At 51.5% G+C, this 2,500-nt stretch carries 2 rRNA genes (both only partly in view); both read right to left on the bottom strand.

The window, feature by feature from the left end:
* Positions 1–1,732 (bottom strand): 23S ribosomal RNA (locus tag ACFVTF_RS38445) (it extends 1,198 nt beyond the left edge of the window).
* Positions 1,733–1,920: 188 nt separating this feature from the next.
* Positions 1,921–2,500: ribosomal RNA gene (locus ACFVTF_RS38440) — 16S ribosomal RNA — on the bottom strand; it runs 1,091 nt beyond the window's last position.
* The 16S and 23S rRNA genes sit together here, the layout of an rRNA operon.

The following is a 2,500-nucleotide window of genomic DNA, read 5'->3' as shown; positions in this document are numbered from 1 at the left end:
GGGTCATTTTGCCGAGTTCCTTAACGAGAGTTCTCTCGATCACCTTAGGATTCTCTCCTCGCCTACCTGTGTCGGTTTGCGGTACGGGCACCTCTCACCTCGCTAGAGGCTTTTCTTGGCAGTGTGGAATCAGGAACTTCGCTACTATAATTCGCTCGCCATCACAGCTCAGCCTTCACGGGAAACGGATTTGCCTATTTCCCAGCCTAACTGCTTGGACGCGGATATCCAATACCGCGCTTACCCTATCCTCCTGCGTCCCCCCATTGCTCAAATGGTGAGGAGGTGGTACAGGAATATCAACCTGTTGTCCATCGCCTACGCCTTTCGGCCTCGGCTTAGGTCCCGACTAACCCTGAGCGGACGAGCCTTCCTCAGGAAACCTTAGGCATTCGGTGGACGGGATTCTCACCCGTCTTTCGCTACTCATACCGGCATTCTCACTTCTAAGCGCTCCACCAGTCCTTCCGGTCTTGCTTCACAGCCCTTAGAACGCTCTCCTACCACTGTTCGAAGAACAGTCCGCAGCTTCGGTGATACGTTTAGCCCCGGTACATTTTCGGCGCAGAGTCACTCGACCAGTGAGCTATTACGCACTCTTTAAATGGTGGCTGCTTCTAAGCCAACATCCTGGTTGTCTAAGCAACTCCACATCCTTTTCCACTTAACGTATACTTTGGGACCTTAGCTGGCGGTCTGGGCTGTTTCCCTTTCGACTACGGATCTTATCACTCGCAGTCTGACTCCCAAGGATAAGTCATTGGCATTCGGAGTTTGACTGAATTCGGTAACCCGTTGGGGGCCCCTAGTCCAATCAGTGCTCTACCTCCAAGACTCTTACCTTGAGGCTAGCCCTAAAGCTATTTCGGAGAGAACCAGCTATCTCCAGGTTCGATTGGAATTTCACCCCTACCCACACCTCATCCCCGCACTTTTCAACGTGCGTGGGTTCGGGCCTCCATTCAGTGTTACCTGAACTTCACCCTGGACATGGGTAGATCACCTGGTTTCGGGTCTACGACCACGTACTCAATTCGCCCTATTCAGACTCGCTTTCGCTGCGGCTCCGCATCTTCTGCTTAACCTTGCACGGGATCGTAACTCGCCGGTTCATTCTACAAAAGGCACGCCATCACCCATTAACGGGCTCTGACTACTTGTAGGCACACGGTTTCAGGATCTCTTTCACTCCCCTTCCGGGGTGCTTTTCACCTTTCCCTCACGGTACTGGTTCACTATCGGTCACTAGGGAGTATTTAGCCTTGGGAGATGGTCCTCCCGGATTCCGACGGAATTTCACGTGTTCCGCCGTACTCAGGATCCACTCAGGAGAGAACGAAGTTTTGACTACAGGGCTGTTACCTCCTATGGCGGGCCTTTCCAGACCTCTTCATCTACCTCGTTCCTTTGTAACTCCGTACAGAGTGTCCTACAACCCCAAGAGGCAAGCCTCTTGGTTTGGGCTAATCCCGTTTCGCTCGCCGCTACTCAGGGAATCGCATTTGCTTTCTCTTCCTCCGGGTACTTAGATGTTTCAGTTCCCCGGGTCTGCCTTCTCATATCCTATGTATTCAGATATGGATACCACTCCATTACGAGTGGTGGGTTTCCCCATTCGGAAATCTCCGGATCAAAGCTTGCTTACAGCTCCCCGAAGCATATCGGTGTTCGTCCCGTCCTTCATCGGCTCCTAGTGCCAAGGCATCCACCGTGCGCCCTTTCTAACTTAACCGTTAAAAAGAATCACTACGTGATATCTTGCATTACTAATTGAATGTGAATTACTTCTGTTATCTAGTTTTCAAAGAACAACATCTCGAAGAATCAAATGATCCTTCAAAACTAAACAAGACAGGGAACGTTCTGTTTATAAGACCCAAGGTCTTATATTCCGTTAAAATCCTCATCAATTCTCCATAGAAAGGAGGTGATCCAGCCGCACCTTCCGATACGGCTACCTTGTTACGACTTCACCCCAATCATCTGTCCCACCTTCGGCGGCTGGCTCCTTAAAGGTTACCTCACCGACTTCGGGTGTTACAAACTCTCGTGGTGTGACGGGCGGTGTGTACAAGGCCCGGGAACGTATTCACCGCGGCATGCTGATCCGCGATTACTAGCGATTCCAGCTTCATGCAGGCGAGTTGCAGCCTGCAATCCGAACTGAGAACAGATTTGTGGGATTGGCTTAACCTCGCGGTTTCGCTGCCCTTTGTTCTGTCCATTGTAGCACGTGTGTAGCCCAGGTCATAAGGGGCATGATGATTTGACGTCATCCCCACCTTCCTCCGGTTTGTCACCGGCAGTCACCTTAGAGTGCCCAACTGAATGCTGGCAACTAAGATCAAGGGTTGCGCTCGTTGCGGGACTTAACCCAACATCTCACGACACGAGCTGACGACAACCATGCACCACCTGTCACTCTGCCCCCGAAGGAGAAGCTCTATCTCTAGGGTTGTCAGAGGATGTCAAGACCTGGTAAGGTTCTTCGCGTTGCTTC

Origin of the sequence: Kitasatospora sp. NPDC057940 (assembly GCF_042887425.1) — a bacterium.
Classification (GTDB): domain Bacteria; phylum Actinomycetota; class Actinomycetes; order Streptomycetales; family Streptomycetaceae; genus Kitasatospora.
The sequence above is the reverse complement of the archived record's forward strand: the minus strand, read 5'-3'. Positions and strand labels throughout refer to the sequence as shown.